Origin of the sequence: Streptomyces brasiliensis, assembly GCF_014647875.1 — a bacterium.
GTDB lineage: Bacteria > Actinomycetota > Actinomycetes > Streptomycetales > Streptomycetaceae > Streptomyces > Streptomyces brasiliensis.
Window position 1 is genome coordinate 270,072 of sequence record NZ_BMQA01000001.1, and the last position, 13,781, is coordinate 283,852.

At 71.2% G+C, this 13,781-nt stretch carries 12 protein-coding genes and 1 pseudogene; 9 read left to right on the forward strand and 4 right to left on the reverse strand.

All coding sequences use genetic code 11. From position 1 onward, the window contains the following. Nucleotides 1–24 precede the first annotated feature (24 nt). Genes IEZ19_RS01265 through IEZ19_RS01290 form a run of 6 tightly spaced genes read left to right on the forward strand, consistent with a single transcriptional unit; the run spans nt 25 to nt 7,355 of the window. Nucleotides 25–1,143: an ABC transporter substrate-binding protein gene (locus tag IEZ19_RS01265; protein WP_189309063.1), complete on the forward strand. Its 1,119-nt coding sequence runs from the start codon at nt 25–27 to the stop codon at nt 1,141–1,143. A 6-nt stretch (nt 1,144–1,149) separates the two neighbouring features. Next, entirely contained in the window at nt 1,150–2,955 is a 1,806-nt protein-coding gene (locus IEZ19_RS01270; RefSeq protein ID WP_189309064.1) for an ABC transporter permease, read from the forward strand. 18 nt (nt 2,956–2,973) lie between these two features. After that, on the forward strand, nt 2,974–4,110 hold the full coding sequence (locus IEZ19_RS01275) for an ABC transporter ATP-binding protein (protein ID WP_189309065.1): 1,137 nt from the start codon (nt 2,974–2,976) through the stop codon (nt 4,108–4,110). A gap of 3 nt (nt 4,111–4,113) precedes the next feature. Beyond that, on the forward strand, nt 4,114–5,343 hold the full coding sequence (locus IEZ19_RS01280; RefSeq protein ID WP_189309066.1) for an MFS transporter: 1,230 nt from the start codon (nt 4,114–4,116) through the stop codon (nt 5,341–5,343). Between the two features lie 40 nt (nt 5,344–5,383). Then, complete coding sequence (locus IEZ19_RS01285; protein ID WP_189309067.1) at nt 5,384–6,451, forward strand: cupin domain-containing protein; 1,068 nt, start codon at nt 5,384–5,386, stop codon at nt 6,449–6,451. A gap of 16 nt (nt 6,452–6,467) precedes the next feature. Continuing rightward, nucleotides 6,468–7,355, forward strand: coding sequence for an AAA family ATPase (locus IEZ19_RS01290; protein ID WP_189309068.1), 888 nt, complete (start codon nt 6,468–6,470; stop codon nt 7,353–7,355). Between the two features lie 80 nt (nt 7,356–7,435). On the opposite strand, the gene IEZ19_RS01295 is transcribed toward IEZ19_RS01290, so the two are convergent. Beyond that, nucleotides 7,436–8,446 (reverse strand): cupin domain-containing protein, encoded by a 1,011-nt coding sequence (locus IEZ19_RS01295; protein ID WP_189309069.1) that lies wholly within the window; start codon nt 8,444–8,446, stop codon nt 7,436–7,438. 128 nt (nt 8,447–8,574) lie between these two features. Next, entirely contained in the window at nt 8,575–9,363 is a 789-nt protein-coding gene (locus IEZ19_RS01300) for a FadR/GntR family transcriptional regulator (RefSeq protein WP_189309070.1), read from the reverse strand. A 110-nt stretch (nt 9,364–9,473) separates the two neighbouring features. Between IEZ19_RS01300 and phtC the strand changes: the two genes are divergently transcribed. Further along, nucleotides 9,474–10,232, forward strand: a complete 759-nt coding sequence (phtC, locus tag IEZ19_RS01305) for a 3,4-dihydroxyphthalate decarboxylase (RefSeq protein WP_268248600.1) — start codon at nt 9,474–9,476, stop codon at nt 10,230–10,232. A 129-nt stretch (nt 10,233–10,361) separates the two neighbouring features. Next, nucleotides 10,362–10,736: pseudogene (locus IEZ19_RS50300) on the forward strand (glycosyltransferase); the annotation flags it as partial. A 237-nt stretch (nt 10,737–10,973) separates the two neighbouring features. On the opposite strand, the gene IEZ19_RS01315 reads toward IEZ19_RS50300, so the two are convergent. After that, nucleotides 10,974–11,846, reverse strand: coding sequence for a LysR family transcriptional regulator (locus IEZ19_RS01315; RefSeq protein ID WP_189309072.1), 873 nt, complete (start codon nt 11,844–11,846; stop codon nt 10,974–10,976). Nucleotides 11,847–11,899: 53 nt separating this feature from the next. Continuing rightward, nucleotides 11,900–12,601 carry an MFS transporter gene (locus IEZ19_RS50305; protein WP_229839850.1) on the reverse strand — a complete coding sequence of 234 codons (702 nt, stop codon included), beginning with the start codon at nt 12,599–12,601 and terminating at the stop codon, nt 11,900–11,902. Here IEZ19_RS50305 and IEZ19_RS01325 point away from each other — a divergent pair. Then, nucleotides 12,600–13,577, forward strand: coding sequence for an NADPH:quinone reductase (locus tag IEZ19_RS01325; protein ID WP_189309073.1), 978 nt, complete (start codon nt 12,600–12,602; stop codon nt 13,575–13,577). The two genes, IEZ19_RS50305 and IEZ19_RS01325, sit on opposite strands and share 2 nt — an antisense overlap. The last annotated feature ends 204 nt before the right edge of the window (nt 13,578–13,781 follow it).

The following is a 13,781-nucleotide window of genomic DNA, read 5'->3' on the forward strand; positions in this document are numbered from 1 at the left end:
GCATCTCTTCCAGGAGAGCACCGCATGAGGACCCGTAACACCACCCTCGCCCTGGCCGGACTGCTGGTCACGGCCGTCACCGCCGGCTGCGGGGGTGCGGTCACCACCGCGTCCAGCGGCAGCAACGGCAAGGCGGACGGCGTCTACCAGCAGATCGCCGACCTCCCCAAGGACCAGCAGCGTGCGAAGGCCGAGGAGCTGGCCAAGAAGGAGGGCAGAACCCTCTCCCTCTACACGTCGATGACCGCGGACATCGCGACGCCGGTCGCACAGGCCTTCGAGAAGAAGTACGGCATCCACGTCAGCGTCTTCCGCGGCAACTCCGAGACGGTGCTCCAGCGCGCCCTCCAGGAAGAGCAGGCCGGGAAGGCGGGCGCCGACGCGGTGGAGACCAACTTCCTCGAGATGACGGCCCTGTCCGACAACCACTACCTGGTGCCGTTCAACGGCTCGGCCGTCGACGAGGTCGAGCCGGCCGCCAAGTTCCAGGACTGGACCGCCAGTCGGCTCAACGTGTTCCAGCCCGCCTGGAACACCGATCTGATCAAGGCGGGCGACGAGCCGCACAGCTGGGAGGACCTGGCCCTGCCCAAGTACAAGGGCAAGCTGACCCTGGAGGTCAGCGACAGCGACTGGTTCGAGAACGTCACCAAGTACTGGCTGAGCCACGGCAAGAGCCAGTCCGAGGTGGACCAGCTGTGGAAGGGCATCGTCGCCAACGCCAAGGTCGCCAAGGGCCACACGACGATGATGCAGTTCCTCACCGCCGGCCAGACCCCGATGGAGGCGATGAACTACACCTACATCACCGACCGGGCCGCCCAGCAGGGCGCCCCCGTCACCCACCTGCCCCCGGACGGCGTCTCGAAGATCCCCGCCTTCCCGCGCCCCAACGGCGTCGGCATGATCAAGGGCGCCCAGCACCCGGCCGCCGCCTGGCTGTTCTACGACTGGCTGCTCACCGACGGCCAGCAGGAACTGGTCAAGCTCGGGCTCACCCCGTCGACGAAGGTCCCCGGCGACAAGAGCCTCAAGGGCATCACCCTCGTCCCCTTCGACGTGGCGGGCCTCAGCAAGAACGGCGACGCCTGGGACAAGAAGTACGACGCGCTGCTGCGCGGTGTCGCCGACGTGGAGAAGTGACCGCCCATGACCGTCGTACCCGCTCCCACCACCTCCCGTGACGACGGGCCCGGCTCCGGGCACGGCGTCGCGCCACCGCCCCGCGGCGCCGCGGCGGGCGCCCGGCTCCTGCGGCTGCTGCGCCGGCCACTGTCCCTCCAGGGCCTCCTCGTCGGCGGCGCGGTCGTCGTCGTGGGTTATCTGGCCGTGGTGCCGCTCGGCTATCTGATCCACGACACGTTCCTGAGCGCCGACGGCCGGGGCGTCTCCTTCGCCGCGTTCTCCCGGGCCTACGGCGGCAACTCGCAGTCCGGCGAGATGCTGCTCAACTCCCTGTGGTTCGCCCTGGGTTCCGCCGCGCTCGCACTGGTCCTCGGCACGAGTCTGGCGTACATCCAGGTGCGCACGGACACGCCGTTCAAGGGCCTGTTCTTCGCTGCGTCGCTGGTGCCGCTGATCGTGCCGGGCATCCTCTACGCCACCTCGTGGATCTTCCTCGGCGACCCGTCCAGCGGGATTCTCAACTCCCTCGTGTTCAAGCCCCTGTTCGGCTCCAGTCCGGTCAACATCTACAGCGTCTGGGGCATGATCTGGGTGCAGGGGCTGCATCTGGCCCCGGTCGCCTTCCTGCTCATGGTGGCCGCGTTCCGCGCGATGGACCCCTCCCTCGAGGAGTCCGCCGCCATGTCGGGCGCGTCCCGGCTGACCGTGCTGCGCCGGGTGACCGTCCCACTGCTGCGCCCGGCGATGATCTCCGGGGCATTGCTGATGTTCGTGCAGTCGCTGGAGAGCTTCGAGGTGCCGGGCCTGCTCGGGCTGCAGAACGGCATCTACGTGTTCACCAGCCGGATCTACTTCGTGCTGCGGGCCTACCCGATCGACTACGGCGCGGCCGGCGCCTACGCCATCGGGCTGCTGCTGATCGCGGCGGCGGGCGTGCTGTTCTCCAGCTGGCTGCAGCGCTCCTCGCGCAACTTCCAGACGGTGACCGGAAAGGCGTTCCGGCCGCGTCCGGTCGAGCTCGGCCGGGCCCGGCCGTTCGTCGGCGCCGGCGTGATCCTCTACTTCCTGATCACGGTGGTGCTGCCGGTCGCCGTCCTGGTCTACGCGTCCCTGCTCAAGTACTACGCGGCGCCCAGCAGCAAGACGCTCAGCCAGATGACGTTCGCCAACTACCGCACGGTGTGGCACCAGCCTTTGGCGTTCACCGCGCTGAAGAACTCCCTCATCGTCGGCATCGGCGCGGCGACCGCGGTGATGGTCCTGACCTCGATCGTCTCCTGGGTCGTGCTGCGCACCAGGGCACGCGGGCGGCGGCTCCTCGACCTGCTCGCGTTCACCCCGATCGTGATCCCCGGGCTGGTCCTCGGCCTCGCGCTGTCCTTCGTCTATCTGCGCACCCCGCTGCCGATCTACGGCACGCTGCTGATCCTGCTGATCTCGTACTGCACCCGCTATCTGCCGTACGGCATGCGCTACGCCTCGTCGGCGATGGCGCAGATGTCCCCGGAGCTGGAGGAGTCGGCCGCGGTGAACGGCGCCTCGTGGTTCCAGACCTTCCGCCGGGTGCTGCTGCCGCTGATGAGCGGCGGCATCCTGGCCGGCTGGGTCTACATCCTCGTCGTGTCCTTCCGCGAGCTGTCCAGCACGATCCTGCTGTACAGCCCCGGCAAGGAGGTGTTGTCGGTGCTGATCTGGGAGCAGTTCGAGAACGGCCAGTTCACCACGCTCGCCGCCCTGGGCGTCTGCATGGTCGTCCTGCTCTTCCTCCTCGTCTCCGTTGCCTACCGCTTCGGCGCCCGCTTCGGGCTGCAGAACGACTCCGCGAACTGATCGAAGGGACCCTCAGCGATGTTGACGGTCGAATCCCTCAAGAAGAGCTACGACGACACGGCCGTGCGCAGGTCGAAGCGCCGCTCCGACGACGGCAGCCGCGTGTTCGCCGTCGGCGGGGTCGACTTCGAGGTCCACGACGGCGAACTGTTCACGCTGCTGGGCCCATCGGGCTGCGGCAAGACCACCACCCTGCGCTCGGTGGCGGGCCTGGAACGGCCCACCGGCGGCCGGGTCACGCTCGGCGGTCGGGTGCTGTTCGACGACAAGCAGGGCATCAACATAGGGGCCAACCGGCGCGGCCTCGGCATGGTGTTCCAGTCGTACGCGATCTGGCCGCACATGTCGGTGTTCAAGAACGTGTCGTTCCCACTGGAGGTGATGCCCCGCGCCAAGCGCCCCGGCCGCAAGGAGATAGAGGAGCGTGTGGAGCAGGTCCTGGAGGTGATCGAGCTGGGCGCCTACGCGTCCCGGCCCGCCACCAAGCTCTCCGGCGGCCAGCAGCAGCGCCTGGCTCTCGCCCGCGCCCTGGTGACGCGTCCCGAGCTGATGCTGCTCGACGAGCCGCTGTCCAACCTCGACGCCAAGCTGCGCGAGAACATGCGCTTCGAACTCAAGCGACTGCAGCGCGAGTTGAACCTCACGGCGATCTATGTGACGCACGACCAGGCCGAGGCGCTGGTGATGTCGAGCCGGATCGCCGTGATGAACCAGGGCCGCATCGAGCAGATCGGCAAGCCCCGCGAGATCTACACCAGGCCCGCGACCCGGTTCGTCGCCGAGTTCATCGGCACCTCCAACTTCGTGGAGGCCAAGGTGACGTCGGTGCGCGGTGACGAGGTGGAGGTCGACACCCCGCAGGGCCGGCTCCTCGCCCACAAGGTGGAGAAGGTGCCGCTGGTCGGGGACACGGTGCTGATCTCGATCCGGCCCGAGTGCGTGGACCTGACCCGCGAGCGGCGCGGCGACGTCCCCAACGAGTGGTCGGGCACGGTCCTGACCCGCGCCTTCATGGGGGACGTGGTCGACCACATCGTGGGGGTGGGCAACCTGGAGATCCGCAACCGGTCCAACCCGACGCTGTCGATCCCGCCGGGCACCGAGGTGCACTTCTCCGTCGCCCCGGACAAGGTGACGCTCGTCCCGGTCGACTGACCGATGGCGCTTCCTCAGGTACTGCGCAATCGAGATTTCGCCCTCTACTGGGGCGGCGTCGTGCTCTCCCAGATCGGGACCCGGGGCGCCGTCGCCGCCAACCTCTACCAGGTGTACCAGCTCACCGGTTCCACCGCCCAGGTGGGACTGGTGGGCCTCGCCCAGGCGGTGGCCCTGCTGGTGCTCTCGCCGATCGGCGGGATCTACGCCGACCGGCTGGACCGGCGCCGGCTGCTCCAGGTCACGCAGTGCGTGGCCCTGGCGGTGTCGGTGGCGCTCGCGGCCATCACGCTGGCGGGCGCCGCCACCGTGTGGGCGGTCGTGGTCTCCTCGCTGCTGGCGACGGCGGCGGCGACCTTCGACCAGCCCGCGCGGCAGGCGCTGATCCCGGCGATGGTGCCGCGCGAACGGCTCGTCGAGGCGTTCGCCCTGCTCAACCCGTCGCGTGAACTCGCCGTGCTGGTGGGTCCCGCGTTCGCGGGTGTACTGATCGCCGTCGGCGGGCCCGGCGCGGTGTACGTCTTCGACGCGGTGACCTACGGCGCGCTCGTCGTCGTCCTCGCCCTGGTGCGGGTGCCGCCGCTCAAGGTCGACGGCGAGCGGCGGTCGCTGTGGCACAGCATGCGCCAGGGTGTGCGGTACGTCGCCGAACGGCCCGTCGTCTGGCAGCTGATGGGTCTGGACATGACCGCCACGGTGTTCGGCGCCTACCGGGTGCTGCTGCCCGCCTTCGCCGCGCAGATCCTGCACGTCGGCCCGACCGGCTACGGCCTGCTGTCCGCGGCCCCCTCGGCGGGCGCGCTGATCGGCTCGGTGTGGGTGTTCCGGCTGGTGCGCACGGCACGCGCCGGGCGGATCGTGCTGTGGGGCACGGCCGCGTACGGCCTGGCCGTGGTCGGCCTCGCGCAGTCGCGGACGTTCCCCGTGGCGATCGTCATGGCCCTCGCCCTGGGCGCCGCGGACGCGGTCGCGACGACCGTGCGGCACGCCGCCGTCCAGGTGGAGACGCCGGATGAGCTGCGCGGGCGGGTCTCGGCGATCTACCAGATGTGCTCGCGGGGCGGTCCCGCGATCGGCGACTCCCTGATGGGTGTGGCGGCGGGTGCCCTCGGCCCGGTCGTCGCGCTCACGCTGGGCGGGCTGGTGCCGACGGCGGTCTCCGCGGCGAGCGCGGTGCGCAGCCGCACGGTGCGCGAGTACAGCGTGTCCAAGGCGGAGCCCGCCACCTCCTGAATCTCCACCTCCCCCGTATGTCCTGCTGTTGGGAGACACATTGAGTACGCACACCACGACCGGGGTCACCCACTATCACGTGCAGAAACGACGGCGTGCCGCCTTCATCGAGGAGTGGCGCAAGAACCAGCGCACGGTGGTCGAGCTGGAGGACGTCGTCATGCACCCGACCGAACGCGGCAGCCGGGTCGGCGTGTACGTCGGCGCCGACGGCGACCGCCCGACGCGCACCATGGACGCGCTGGCCCACGAACTGGACCCCGGAGTGACGACGACCGTCCACCGGCACTCGTGGGACGCCATGGTGTTCGTCGTGGCCGGCTGGGGCTGGACCGAGATCGACGGCAAGCGCATCGACTGGGGGCCCGGCGACTCGCTGCACCTGCCGTCCTGGTCCTGGCACCGCAGCGGCAACGAGGGGCAGGAGACGGCCCGTTACCTCACCTTCTCCAGCGGGCCGCTCCTGGAGACGATGGGCATGGCCGTCCTGGAGGACGCGGGCCACACCCCGGTCGCCGAGCTGGCACCCCGCCCGCCGTTCTCCCCCGGCCGCGACGGCGCCGACCCGTATGCCACGCGACTGCGGCGCCTGGGTCGCGACCAGGAGGCCCGCCGCTCGGGCCGGCTGCACACCAGCTGGGACGAGCTGGAGCTGCGCAACACCCCGCGCGGCACCCGTACGACGTTCCTGCTGGACCGTGCCATCGGCTATCAGGCGTCCGGCATCACGATGGCCATGTTCGAGATCGGCCCCGGACGCGCGCAGTCGATGCACAGGCATCCGGGCGAGGCGTGGCTGTACGTCGTCGAGGGCAGCGGCGAGAGCTATCTGGGCACCGAGCCGGAAGGCGGCGAGCGGCACCCGTGGAAGAAGGGCGACATCATCGTCGTCGATCACTTCCTGTGGCACCAGCACATCAACACGCACCCGGAACACACCGCCAAGGTGGTCCGCATCCATATGTTCGACAGCCTGCTGGAGACGATGCGGGCGCTGTGCGATCCGCTGGTGCTGTTCGAGGAGCCGCCGGACCACATCCGTGACGCGCAGGCCGGCGACCCGTCGACGATCGAGTGGCCGGCGCTGACGCGCCCCACCTGGCCGTGAACGGGGGACGTACGCGGTGAGCAGCGCACTGCCGCAGGGCGTGGCCGGGATCCACGCCCTGCCCGCCGACCACCATGACGGCCCGTGGGACTCGGTGATCGTGGATCCGCGCGTGAAGGAGCGACTGCTCGCGACCGCCGTCCTCGTGCTCCGGCACGGGCGGCGGCTCGCGGGCTCGCCCGTGGCCCCGCACGGGCTGGTCGTCCTCGCCGGACCACCGGGTACCGGCAAGACGACCCTGGCGCAGGGGCTGGCCCAGGCCGCCGCCCGGACCCTGGCCCCGCACGGGGCGACGACCCTCGTCGAGGTCGATCCGCACGCCTTCCCCAGCGAGATGCTCGGCGAGAGCCAGCGGGCCGTCTCCCGGCTGTTCCGCGAGACCCTGCCGGAGCTGGCCGCCCGCCGGCCGCACACCCTGGTCCTCGTCGACGAGGTCGAGGCGCTCGCCGTACGTCGGCACTCGGCGTCCTTCGACACCAACCCGGTCGATGTGCACCGGGCGACGGACGCCGTGCTCAGCGGGCTCGACGTGCTGCGGGCCCAGCGCCCCGGCACGCTGCTGGTCGTGACGACGAACTTCGCCGAGGCCGTCGACGACGCGTTCCTGTCCCGCGCCGACCTCGTGGTGCACACCGAGCTGCCCGACGAGTCGGTGGTGCCGAGGATCGTCGCCGACTCGCTGTACGGACTCGCCGCCCAGTGGCCCGAACTGCGGCCGTTGGCGGAGGACTCGGCGCTGCACCAGCGGATGGGCAAACTGCTGGCCGGCCTCGACGGCCGCCGGATCCGCAAGACCGTTCACGGCGCTCTGGCCCTGCGCCTGGAGACGGCGCGCGAGCCGGGACTGCTGAGCGCCGACGACCTGGTCACGGCGGCGGAGGAGGCAGCCCCGGACCGCCCGTGAAGCGTGCTCCGCACATGACTTCGGCCCCGCACCCGTCGGCAAAGGTGCGGGGCCGAAGCCGTTCATGCGGTGTCGTACGGTCAGGACGGCTGCGGCGCCTCGTACTCGGGCGCGTCCTCGAGGAAGTGCACCGTGTCGTAGCCGAGGTGCTTGAAGACGCGGTTCTGCGCGGACAGCAGGCGCAGGGGTGTGCCGTCGTACGAGAACAGCTGGCACACGTGGTTCTGCGGCACGTACAGCGTGTCGCCCTTGGTGATCTCGTGCCGGGTCGGCTCCAGCGCCACGCGCGCGTAGTACTTCTCGGCGATCTCCGCCTCGACCTCCCACTGGAGGGCGTAGCCGCTGCCCTCGAGGACGTAGAAGACCTCGTCCGCCATCTTCCAGTACTTGCCCGAACGGCTGCCCGCCGGGATGTCCAGTTCGAAGGCGTCGATGGAGAAGATACGGGCATCGGTGCGCTCCGGCGAGGACATCACACGGACCCGCCCGAGCGGGGTGTTCTCCCAGGTGGTGTCAGCGAGGCTGATGACCTTCTTGCGGTCCTGCACACCGGGCGTCCAGATCCGGGACCAGTCCTCGCGGGGCCCGAACTCGGTCTCGCGCTCGACCGGGCCGCTGCGTCCCTGCTGCCACAGGCCCATGAACATCCAGGTGCTCTTGGCCTTCACGACGAGGGCGGTGGCGGTCTCGTCGTACGGGTTGAAGTGGCGGTGCACGGAGTCGGTGTGGACGAAGACGAGGTCGTCCTTGGTCCAGTCGTACCGCTGGTCGTCGTGGATCTCGTAGCCGCGGCCCTCGAGGATGTAGAAGGCCGCTTCGTTCTGGTGGCCGTGGCCGTGGTTGCTGGACTGCGGCGGCAGCTCGACGAAGTGGACCTGGATGGTCTGGGTGAGGAAGTCCTCGTCCCCCGGGCCCACCCGCCACCACGTCCGGGACTTCTCGCTGTCGCCGGAGTGGGCCACCTTCGCGTCGTCGACGACCACGGAGTCGTCACGCACCCGCTTGACCGCCAGCTGCCTGCGGCGGAACTCGCCGAGTCCGTACGTTTCCGAGGTCAGGCCGCGGACGAAGACTCGCCCCTTCTTGCCCATGGTGCCTCCTGTGATGGCCGAAGCCCTCTCTGATCACCTGATGGTCTAACCATAATGCCTTCAGCGCGGGCACAAAAGAGTCCCGGGCCCAGCAGGACCCGGGACTCGCATGTCACCGCCGGCGCGGACTACTTGGCCGGGCCGTCGGTCTTCACCCGGGAGGCCGTCCGCCTCAGGTGCGTGCGCATGATCTCCGCCGCGGCCTCCGCGTCGCGCGCCGCGATCGCCTCCACGAACTGCCGGTGCTCCTTCGATCCGCGCTGCCCCATCTGCGGCGAGACGCTCTGCGCCTCGCGCAGGCTCATCAGCAGGGGGCCGTGGAAGGACTGAACGAGCATCTCGACGGCGGCGTTGTGCGTACACGCGGCGACCCGGGTGTGGAAGTCCGCGGACATCTCCATGTCGTAGGTGCCCTGCTTCACTGCCTCGGCGTGCTCGTCGCACAGCGCGCGCAGTGCGTCCAGGTCCTCCTCCGTGGCGCGCTCGACGATGAGGGGCACGATGCCCAGCTCGAAGACCAGCCGGGCCTCGGTCACCTCGGACGCCGTCACGGGCGAGAGGGACAGCAGATCGGCGAGGCCCTCGCCGACCCGGCGCGAGGACGGCGCCGTCACGAACGCGCCGCCGCGGGCACCGACCCGGATCTCGACGAGCCCGCTGGCCTCCAGGCTGCGCAGCGCCTCGCGCACGGTGACACGGCTCACGCCGAACTGCACACACAGCTCACGCTCGCTGGGCAGCCGGTCGCCCGGCTGCAGCCGTTCCTCCTTCAGCAGGAGGCGGATCTGATCCACGATCAGCTGCGAGACACGGCTCGAGGAGACCGTCTTGAACAGGCCCTCGGGCGCGGCGGGACGCTTTGCGGAGGTCTCGTCTCCGGTCTCGGTACGCGGGGACCGGTTGGGTCGCGATGACATAACCGCATTCTCCCATGGTCAGGGGCTTCGTTGACGTGCACTCTCACAATGGCTTAAAGTCATACCAACAGACCAAAGTCGCCGTCGACTCTTCGAGGAGGACCGCCGTCGTGGGACTTCCGGACGTCGAGGGCCTGCGCGAGCGGATCGCTCTCGCCTGCCGTGTCCTGGCCGTCACCGGTCTCGTCGAGCACATCCTCGGCCACGTCAGCGCCCGGACCGGGCCCGACTCGCTCCTGGTGCGCGGGCGGGGACCCGTCGAGCGGGGACTGGCCTTCACCGTCGTCGACGACGTACAGGAAGTCCGTCTCGACGGCTCGGGCGAGGTTCCGGCCGACTGGAGCGCGCCGGGCGAACTGCCCATCCACACCGAGGTCCTGCGCGCACGCTCCGATGTCACGGCCGTGGTGCACGCGCATCCGCCCGCGGTCGTCGCCGCGTCGGTCGCGGACCTTCCGTGGCTCCCGCTCGTGGGCTCGTACGACATCCCGGCGGCCCGGCTCGCCCACGACGGCATCCCCGTCTGGCCCCGCTCCGCCCTGATCCGGCGCCGCGACCTGGCAGAACAGATGGTGTCCGCGCTCGGTCACCGCCCCGTCGTCGTGCTGCGCGGACACGGCCTCGTCGCCGTGGGCAGCGGCGAGCCGGCCCACGCCGTCGCCGAAGCCGTCACCCGCGCCCTCGCCGTGGACTCACTGGCCCGCATCACCCTCGCCGCGGCCGCCACCGGCGCCCCGCTGCGCCCGATCCCGGCCGAGGATCTCGCCGAGCTGCCGGACCTGGGCCCGGCGTTCAACGTGGCATCGCTGTGGCGCCATCTCGCGGCCCGCGCCGAGCACGAGGGCCCTGGCACGCCACTGCGGCCCTGAACAGCACCGATTCCCGTAGCGTGTGAGGACGGCGGCACGGAACGCTACACCGCGTGTGCGTCAGCGGCGACGGCATCCTCGGCCGCCCACCGCAAAGGTCCGCCTCCCGGCGGACGAACTCCGCGACGAATGAGGCCCGTCGGCGAAGGTCATCCCGAACGGGGTGGCGTACGCCCGTTTCGCGACGACGGATGCGGCCGAGGCCGCGAAGTGGCGTGCCCGGCCGGGCCGCCATGTCCTCACGGTCGGCGGCATCGAACCCCGCAAGGGTTCACCGGACCAGCCGGTGGCGTACGCGCTGCTGCGCGCCGCGCGCCCCGACGTACGGCGTTCGACCACCGCGACCACCGGGCCCGCTGGGAGGTCCGGGCCACGGAACTCGGTGTCGAATCCGCTCGCCTCGGCCCGGTCCCGGACGAGACTCTGCCGTCCCTGGTCTCGTCCGCGACCGCCTTCGCCCTCCCGTCCCTCAAGGAGGGCTTCGGCCTCGCCGCCATGGAGGCCCTGGACGCCGGCGTCCCCCTGGTCGTCCGCGACCTGCCGGTGCCGCGCGAGGTCTTTCGCCGGAGCGGCCCGCTTCGCCACGACCCGTTCGGACCCGGCCACGGAACTCACGGCAGTGATCGAAACCGACGACCCGACCCGCCGTGGGGCCGGCCGCGACCCGGTGTCCACCCACACCTGGGACCCGCGCCCGCCGCCATCCGGAGTTCTACCGCTCCTTGTGAACTGCACGACACATCAGGCCCGTTGCGCGATCATGTGCCTCAGCAGGGCCGCCGCGGCCGGCGGATGCTCGCCCCTGAGGTGGACGATCCGCACCGTCCAGGTGGGCGCGTTCCCGGCGAAGGAGCGCAGCCGCAGGTCGGGGAAGTGGGCTGCCAGGGACGGGGGCAGGATGCAGACACCCAGGCCGTGGCGGACCAGGTCGGCGGCTCCCATCACCTCGTTCACCTCGAAGGCCGCCGTGTGCTCGACGGACGCCGCGCGGAACGCCCTGTCCACCGAATGACGGACCGCCCAGCCCAGGACGAACTCGACCAGCGGCATCCGGGCGGTCTCGGCGAGGGTCACGGGTCCCTCCTCGCGCAGCGGACCTGTGGCTGGCGTGACGAGGACCATCTCCTCCCGTGCGAGCAGATGCGAGGCGAGGCCCCGTGTCTGGGGTGCGTCGAGAGCGCCCACGGCCAGGTCCACCGTGCCGTCGCGGAGCGCCTGCGGGATCCCGCCGGTCGGTGCCTGCCGAAGGCGGACCACGACGGCCGGGTGCTCGCGGTGGAAGCCGGCCAGCGCGGCGGCGACACCGGTGTAGAGGCCCTGCATCACGCCGACCGTGATCTCGCCGCCCAGTTCCCCCTTGGCGCGTTCGACGGCCAGCCGGGCCTGGCCCGCCGCCCGCAGGGTGGCCCGGGCGGCCGACACGAACGCCTCGCCGGCCGGGGTCAGTGACACGCGGTGGGTGGTGCGGTGGAAGAGACGCGTGTCCAGCTCCCGCTCCAGCGCGCGCACGGTTCCGGAGACCGCGGACTGCACCACGTACAGTCTGCGTGCCGCCGCGCTGAAGCCGCCCTCCTCGGCGACCGCCACGACGACCTCCATCTGCCGCAGTTCCATGCCGCCCTCCGACTCCGCCGCTCATCTCCCATCGAGATTACCGTCATCGTTTCTCATCTGCCGGAAGCGGGAAGCAGGGGGCGGCGGACGCGGTTGGGCAGCATGTGCGGCGACGGGGCCGCCGATCCAACCGTCACGGGATTTCGGAGTGTCTCCATGTCCATGTCGTCGATCGCACACGGCGCCTCGGCCGCCGAGGCACCGGTGCCGCAGGAGCGGCGGTCCGCCCGCCGGTACGGAGCCGGGTTCTGGACCATCGCGGCGGTGTTCGTCACCGCCGCTCCGAAGTACTGCGCCAGCAGGCCCGCGGCCAGCGGGCCGACGCCCAGGCCGCCGCCGATGTTCGCCGCGGTCGAGACGATCTCGAAGCGCTGCGACGAGCCGCCGGGCCGGTGGGCCGTGTGCAGATCGTGCAGATGCGCGGTGGCGGTCGCGGTGAGCATGCCGACTCCGAAGCCCGTGACCAGCCGCGCGACGACGAGCACCGGCAGTGCGGGCGCGGCCAGGAACAGCACCGCTGCGACGACCTCCAGCAACAGGGCCGCGATCAGGACGGTCGGGTGGCCCGCGATGAGCGCGCGGCAGGAGAAGGCCTGGAGCCGCGTCGACGGCATCGGCATCGCGCCGTAGCGGTGGCAGGGTGCCGGAACGGCTCTGCCATGGACTCTGCGGCGGAGCCGTTCCGGCGTACCGTGCCGCACCGGTGCGCGTGCCCGGGAGCGGGCGGGCCGGCTCCGTGCCAGGGTCGTGTCCATGCGCGCCGCCTACATCACCGAGCTCGGTGGACCCGATGTCATCCGGTGCGGCGAACTGCCGTCGCCGCGGCCCGGCCCCCATGACGTCCTGGTCGACGTCGAGGTCAGCGCCGTCAATCCTGTCGACGGATTCGTCCGCTCGGGGGCGTACCGCACCCCGCTGCCGTTCCCCTTCGTCATCGGCCGCGACCTCGTCGGCACCGTCGCCGAAGCCGGTCCGGCGGGCGGCTGCTTCCGGCCCGGGGACCGGGTCTGGTGCAACAGCCTGGGGCACGCGGGACGGCAGGGCGCGGCCGCCGAGCGGGCGGTCGTACCCGCGGACCGGCTCTACCGCCTGCCCGAGGGGGTGTCGGCCGTCGACGCGGTGGCCCTGGCCCACTCGGCGGCGACGGCGCATCTCGCGCTGTTCACGCACGGAGGGCTGCGCACCGGTGAGACGGTCGCCGTGCTCGGTGCGGCGGGCAACGTGGGCAGCGCACTCGTCGTGATGGCGGCGCGCTCCGGTGCCCGGGTGATCGCCGTCGCCTCGGATCGGGACGAGACGTACGTACGGTTGCTCGGCGCGGCCGGGTTCGTCGACTACCGCTCCCCCGACGCTCCCGGCCTGATCCGGGCCGCCGCTCCCGAGGGCGTGGACGTACTCGTCGACACGTCGGGGCGCAACGACCTCGGGACGATGGTAGAACTCCTCGCGGACCGGGGGCGGATCGTCGTGATGTCCGGTCTCGACAGCCGTCCGGTACTGCCCGTGGGGGCGCTGTACACACGGGACCGGTCGATCCGCGGTTTCGCCATCTCGCACGCGGACACCGTCCAGCTCGCCGGCGCCGCACGCCATATCAACTCCCTGCTGGCGGCTGGCCACTTGAGGCCGCGCGCGGTCGAGGAGCTGCCCCTCGGCGCGGCGGCCGAGGCCCACCGTCGCATGGAGCGGGACCGGCCGACCGCCAAGCTGGTGCTGCGCGTGCGGGGTTGACCGAGCCGGAGCGCGCTGGAGTCCTGCCTCGCGGACCAGACGGCCGGAGCACGCCGCCCGCACGGCCGGGAGTCGGTGGCTGCCGACAGCTCGGAGGACGCGTCCACTTGGTGCTCGGGCAGGACCCTGGTCTCCCGCCCCACCCCTCAGGCAGCGCGGCACCGTGTCCGGCCGTGTTCGACGGCGGATGCGGCCCGCACACGG